The following is a 6,861-nucleotide window of genomic DNA, read 5'->3' as shown; positions in this document are numbered from 1 at the left end:
CAACAGATGATTGAAGAGACCTATAATAGCCTTTATAATCGTACAGTCTCAAAAGTTTATGATGGCAGCCATTTAACCATTGATGGGCTTGCCCAGAATATTTCCTTACGCCCTCACCAAAGGAATGCCATTCAACGCATTGTAGAAGAAAAACGAGCGCTTCTAGCTCATGAAGTGGGTTCAGGTAAGACCTTAACCATGCTTGGGGCAGGATTCAAACTGAAAGAATTGGGTATGGTGCATAAGCCTCTTTATGTGGTGCCATCAAGTCTGACCGCTCAGTTTGGCCAAGAAATCATGAAGTTCTTCCCAACCAAGAATGTCTATGTGACGACCAAGAAAGATTTTGCGAAAGCCAAACGCAAGCAGTTTGTCTCACGGATTATCACAGGGGACTACGATGCCATTGTCATTGGGGATTCCCAGTTTGAAAAAATTCCCATGAGTCATGAAAAGCAAGTGGCCTATATTCAAGATAAGTTACAACAACTTCGTGACATCAAGCAAGGTAGTGATAGTGATTATACTGTTAAAGAAGCAGAGCGTTCTATTAAGGGCTTAGAGCACCAATTGGAAGAACTTCAAAAGTTGGAACGTGATACCTTTATTGAATTTGAAAACCTTGGCATTGATTTTCTCTTTGTGGACGAAGCTCACCATTTTAAGAATATCAGACCCATTACAGGCCTTGGGAATGTGGCTGGAATTACCAACACGACTTCTAAAAAGAACGTGGATATGGAAATGAAGGTCAGACAGGTTCAAGGAGAACACGACTATCGTAATGTGGTCTTTGCGACAGGAACGCCAGTCTCAAACTCCATTAGTGAACTTTTCACCATGATGAATTACATTCAACCTGATGTTTTAGAGCGATACCAGGTGTCCAATTTTGACTCCTGGGTTGGGGCTTTTGGGAATATTGAAAACTCTATGGAACTAGCCCCGACAGGTGATAAGTACCAACCTAAGAAACGGTTCAAGAAATTTGTCAATTTGCCTGAACTTATGCGGATTTACAAGGAAACCGCCGATATTCAGACCGCAGACATGCTTGACATACCTGTACCTGAAGCTAAGATTATTGCGGTGGAAAGCGAGTTAACGAAAGCTCAGAAATACTATTTAGAAGAACTGGTTGACCGTTCAGACGCCATTAAGTCAGGTAGCGTTGACCCTAGTGTCGATAACATGTTAAAGATAACTGGGGAAGCTAGAAAACTAGCTATTGACATGCGTCTCATTGACCCAGCCTATACCTTATCGGACAATCAGAAGATTCTTCAAGTAGTGGATAACGTGGAACGCATTTACCGTGAGGGAGAAGATGATAAAGCTACCCAGATGATTTTCTCAGATATTGGAACGCCTAAGAATAAGGAAGAGGGCTTTGACGTTTACAATGAATTGAAAGACCTCTTAGTGGATAGAGGGATTCCCAAAGAAGCAATTGCCTTTGTCCATGACGCTAATACGGATGACAAGAAAAACTCTCTGTCACGCAAGGTCAATAGTGGAGAAGTTAGGATTCTTATGGCTTCTACGGAAAAAGGTGGGACTGGTCTAAACGTGCAATCACGCATGAAAGCAGTCCACCACTTAGATGTTCCCTGGCGTCCCTCTGATATTGTGCAGCGAAACGGTAGGTTAATTCGTCAAGGCAATATGCACCAAGAGGTAGATATTTACCATTACATTACGAAAGGGAGCTTCGACAACTACCTCTGGCAAACTCAGGAGAATAAGCTCAAGTACATCACGCAAATCATGACCTCTAAAGATCCCGTACGGTCGGCAGAAGACATTGATGAACAAACCATGACTGCTTCAGACTTTAAGGCTTTAGCGACAGGTAATCCTTATCTCAAACTCAAAATGGAGTTGGAAAATGAACTGACAGTTTTAGAGAATCAAAAACGAGCCTTTAATCGCTCCAAAGACGAGTATCGCCATACCATTTCCTATAGCGAGAAGCACCTCCCTATCATGGAAAAACGGTTGAGTCAATATGATAAGGATATTGCCCAATCTTTGGCAACAAAGTCGCAAGATTTTGTCATGCGATTTGACAATCAAGCAATGGATAATCGTGCTGAAGCTGGGGACTATCTGCGAAAACTCATTACCTATAACCGCTCAGAAACTAAGGAAGTTCGGACTCTGGCCAACTTTAGAGGATTTGATTTGAAAATGACAACACGAGCTCCTAGTGAGCCCATGCCAGAGACTGTCTCTTTAATGATTGTAGGAGATAATCAGTATACTGTTGCCCTTGATTTGAAATCAGACGTGGGAACCATTCAACGGATTAGTAATGCCATTGACCATATTATAGATGACCAAGAAAAGACGCAAGAGCTGGTAAAGGATTTAAAAGATAAGCTACGAGTAGCCAAAGTAGAAGTTGAAAAAGTCTTTCCAAAGGAAGAGGACTATCAGCTTGTAAAGTCTAAGTATGATGTTTTAGCTCCCTTGGTTGAAAAAGAAGTAGAGATTGAGGAGATAGATGCGGTTTTGGCCAAGTTTAGTGAAGATACAACACCCCAAAAGAAGCAACAAATAGCACTCGAGATATAAGAGTATGTGTCCTGAATTGGGAGAAATGAATAAATAACATTGAGAGAACGTGAAAAGCGTTCTCTTTTGTTTTTTCTCATACTAACTCTCGGAGGTTCAATTATGAAATCAAATCATAAAAAAATGCGTGCTAAACAAAGACAATCAAGAAATATGGTTATTGTGTCATTGATGAATGATACAGGATGGTCACGTGAAAAAGTAGTTGAATCTTTGAAGGAACTTGAAGAGTATAACTTAATTAAGTTTCCTGAACAAGGTGGGATGATGCTGAAAGTTGGTGAGGTAAGATAATGGCATACGGAAGAATATCCTTAGAGCAAGCACTGAATAGCGACAATGCTTGCCAGTTTGAAAAGTATAGAGGGGACTAGGCAGGATGTCAAGAAAAAATGATGAGGTGAAAATCAATGATGGAAGAAAAGCGCTACCGTGAAATACAGCGAAAATTTAGAGTAACTCCACGAGAAAATGAGTTGATAAAAGAACGGATGACACTTCACGGCTTTAAGAATTTTAACACCTACGCCCGTTATATGCTTTTGACAGGTGAAGTGGTAACAGTTGATTACTCTGAACTGGTCAAATTGCGAACTGAAATCAATCGGATTGGAACAAATATCAACCAACTTGCCAAATACGTCAATACTAATGAAGAGGTTAGTCTTGAAAATTATCAATCTTTACAGGCATCACTTTTGGAAGTTAAGCGACTGATGGATGAAAACTTTGACAAGGAAGTTGCTATCATTAAAAGAGTTCTGAAAGAATGAAGGGAGTGAATGGATTGGTTGTTACCAAAGTCAAACAAATAAAATCCGTCAATAAATTGTCAGACGGTCTCAAGTATATTGAAGATGGAGCTAAAACAATTGGAGCTGAATTGATTGATTCTAAAATGAACTTTCCTGTTAAAATGGTAAATGGTCAATTTGTGTCCCAGCTGGTTTCAGGAAATTTAGTCATTGATGTTGAATCCGCCTACTCTGAATTTATGATGTTAAAGCAACTTGCCAATTTGGAAAAGGGTAGACCTATCAATAATGAGGAGTTGGTCAATAACGATGTTTTAGCACACCACGTTATTCAGTCATTTTCTCCTGAAGACAATCTGACACCTGAACAGGTTCACGAGATAGGACGAAAGACCGCTTTGGAGTTGACAGGTGGTAGTCATCAGTTTGTCATTGCGACTCACATGGATAAGGAGCATCTGCACAATCACATTTATATCAATTCTACTAATTCAGTTACCTTGAACAAATTCAGATGGCAGAAAGGAACGAAGAAAGCCCTTGAACAAATTTCTGACAAGTATGCGGATTTAGCAGGTGCTAAAATCCTTGAACACACAAATTCATTTGGTCACAAAGAATATTCTGCTTATCAGAAGGAGAATGTCTTTAAGTTAGAAATCAAGTCCCGTCTTGAATTTCTCCTAAAACACTCAATCAGTCTAGCGGATTTTCAAGAGAAGGCAAAGGTGCTGAATCTAGCGGTTGATTTTTCGGGCAAATATGCCAAATACAAATTACTAGATAAAGACCAAAAGAGGAACACAAGGGACAGTACCTTATCCAAAAAGGGTCGGTATTCTTTGGAGCAGATTGAGGAGCGGATAGCTAAAAATGAAATCGTCCATCCGTTAGAAACTATCAAGGATGAATATGACAAAGAGCAGGCTGAGAAGGCTAACGATTTCGAAATCAGGGTTAAGATTGAACCGTGGCAGGTGGAACATGAAACCGACACGGGCATCTATCTTCAGATGCAATATGGGATAGCTAATCAAGGAACGGTCAAAATTCCAAGTCGCTTAGTGGATAAGCAAGAGGACGGGAGCTTTGATATTTTTATCAAGAAATCGGACTTTTTCTATTTCATCAATCCTGACAATTCCACCAGCAACAAATTCATGAGAGGGTCAACACTTATCAATCAGCTTGCTTATGAAAGTGGTGAGTATATCCTGACCAAAAATCCAAACATTTCTAAACTAGATTTGTTGGTCAAAGAGTATAACTATCTTGTTAGTCATAGCGTGTCTGAATCAGACCAATTCTATGAATTACGTGACCGCTTCCTTGAACAAATTGAAGAAACGCAAGAATCACTGAACCGCTTAGATGAGAAAGTCGAGCACCTAAACAAAATCGCTTCAGCGCTGGAAGATATTTCTTCTGACAATCCAATAGATGCTAAGGTCGCTTATCAGATTTTGGAGGAACTCAATATTTCTTCTTCAGTCAATCCTAAAGAGATTGAAAAGCAGGTGGTCGAAGTTTCCATCGAACGGAAAGCCCTGAAGGAAAAATTTGATAGTATTATCAAAGACTTTACGCAGTATGAAAAATTGGATCGGCATGCTGAAGCAAGAAGAACAAACCAGAGATTATATGGTAAAATTGAAATCAAAGAAGATTTAACAAAATAGCAAAGGGTTTTTATTACCATGAAAAAGAAAGACATAACGAAAATTGTTATTATTGCCATTGTAATTTTATTTGTAATACCATTCCTTATAAATTTTTCCTTTAAAACCTACTCTACTCGTTTTCTAGTAGCAGAGTGGTCGGCAGGAGATTTGCTATCCTTTTACGGTGCTGTTTTAGGTGCGCTCATAACATTAATAGGTTTGATTGTCACGTTAAATTATCAATCAAAACAAGCCAGAAAAGACGATGAAATTAAGTATAAACCTATTTTGAAGCTCAAATCAGTTGAGACTGAATATAATGGTTTTATGGGTAGGCGTGAGCTTAAAATTTTATTCCCATATCATTCATTTAACGGTGATGAATTTAAAGTGCAGAAGGAGAATTATTATTATAAGCAAATGGAAGAGACTAGTGACTTTCATTTAATATTTCAAAATAAGGGAAGAGGAGAGGCTATTGAAGTATCTCTAGACTGTGCAGAAATAAAAGAGGTAGACTGGGACCAAAGCAGCCATTTGTATATTGGTACAAGTGTTCCTTTATCTTTAGGTGAGATTTTAGTTGACGAGTCAGCAGATATTATTATTTCCTTACCCAACTTTCTGTTTTTAAAAGAAGGACAAATTAACAATCATATTTGGTTCTATTTAACAGTATCTTATGATGATATGTTCCTTAGAAATAGAAGAACACTGAAAATATTGGTCGATTTTCAGATTATTCCAAAAACTAAAGCACCAGCTCCTTATTTCTACAAAGAAGGATTTGAATATTATGAAGTTGAAGTACTATACATGGGTTCTCAACAGATAAAGGAAGATAGCGGACAATGAGGTATACTTATTTGTCTTAATACAGAAATTGCAGTATAATAGTTTTATATAGTAGGTCATTTAAATTGAGCATAATAGGAGGAAAAATTTAGGATGAAAGATAAAATTACTAATCAAACAATTTCAGGAGGTTTTATTTTTGTGATAGGTATTGCTATGTTTACTTTGTTAGGAGGTAACTATAAAAAGCCAATACTTTTTGGTTCTATATATGTTATAGCAATTATTATTCAACTAATTTTAATGAGAAAATTGCGAAAGGGCAAAAGATCAGTTGACAATAAAAAATGGGTTAATATGGCTTTCTTATTTTTAGGAATAACATGTTGGGGCACTATTTTTATATGTCTAAATCTACTTGGGAATTTAAATATTTTATGGTTATTATTATTGTTGTTTGTAGCGATTCATTTTTTGTTTTTTATTCCAGCTAATGGAAACAAACATTGGCAAGCACAATTAATTTTTGTTATCTTACTAGTATTAATGTACTTTTAGGCTTATTTTTTTATTCAAATCAATTGGAATTTGTATTTATTATGGATGGTTTAATTAAAATGGGATATGGTGCTTGGATGGTAAAGACCACTTATAAATTAAATATTGAGGACTTATCATGAATAAGAATTTTGAAAGAATAAGCGAAGTAATTTTAGAGGTTGGTTGAAAATGGCTAAAATTGGGTATGCACGAGTTAGTAGCAAAGAACAGAACTTAGATCGGCAATTACAAGCGTTACAGGGCGTTTCTAAGGTCTTTTCAGACAAATTAAGCGGTCAATCGGTCGAACGCCCACAATTACAAGCTATGCTTAACTATATTCGTGAAGGGGATATTGTTATTGTTACTGAATTAGATCGATTAGGACGAAATAATAAAGAATTAACAGAATTGATGAATCAAATTCAAATTAAGGGGGCAACCCTGGAATGAACTGCACCCCAAAAGTTAGACAGAAAAAATCTAACTTTTGGGGTGCTATTTTTATGAAATTGAGCTATGAAGACAAAATC

At 37.3% G+C, this 6,861-nt stretch carries 6 protein-coding genes and 1 pseudogene; all 7 read left to right on the top strand.

The window, feature by feature from the left end; genetic code table 11:
* Window positions 1–2,577: SNF2-related protein (locus ACPC57_RS11105; RefSeq protein WP_434066971.1), on the top strand; the 2,577-nt coding region annotated here is incomplete at its 5' end.
* Between the two features lie 102 nt (window positions 2,578–2,679).
* Window positions 2,680–2,871 (top strand): hypothetical protein, encoded by a 192-nt coding sequence (locus ACPC57_RS11100; protein WP_154413597.1) that lies wholly within the window; start codon window positions 2,680–2,682, stop codon window positions 2,869–2,871.
* A gap of 116 nt (window positions 2,872–2,987) precedes the next feature.
* Window positions 2,988–3,350, top strand: coding sequence for a plasmid mobilization protein (locus ACPC57_RS11095; RefSeq protein ID WP_434066970.1), 363 nt, complete (start codon window positions 2,988–2,990; stop codon window positions 3,348–3,350).
* Window positions 3,351–3,364: 14 nt separating this feature from the next.
* Window positions 3,365–5,011, top strand: coding sequence for a helical hairpin domain-containing protein (locus tag ACPC57_RS11090; protein WP_434066972.1), 1,647 nt, complete (start codon window positions 3,365–3,367; stop codon window positions 5,009–5,011).
* A gap of 18 nt (window positions 5,012–5,029) precedes the next feature.
* Entirely contained in the window at window positions 5,030–5,848 is an 819-nt protein-coding gene (locus tag ACPC57_RS11085) for a hypothetical protein (RefSeq protein ID WP_434066969.1), read from the top strand.
* A gap of 93 nt (window positions 5,849–5,941) precedes the next feature.
* Window positions 5,942–6,346, top strand: a complete 405-nt coding sequence (locus tag ACPC57_RS11080) for a DUF6609 family protein (protein ID WP_434066968.1) — start codon at window positions 5,942–5,944, stop codon at window positions 6,344–6,346.
* Window positions 6,347–6,517: 171 nt separating this feature from the next.
* Window positions 6,518–6,778: pseudogene (locus ACPC57_RS11075) on the top strand (recombinase family protein); the annotation flags it as partial.
* Window positions 6,779–6,861 lie beyond the last annotated feature (83 nt).

Source organism: Streptococcus sp. VTCC 12886, assembly GCF_049893425.1.
Taxonomy (GTDB): domain Bacteria; phylum Bacillota; class Bacilli; order Lactobacillales; family Streptococcaceae; genus Streptococcus; species Streptococcus suis_AA.
This window is presented reverse-complemented; position numbering and strand designations above follow the sequence as displayed.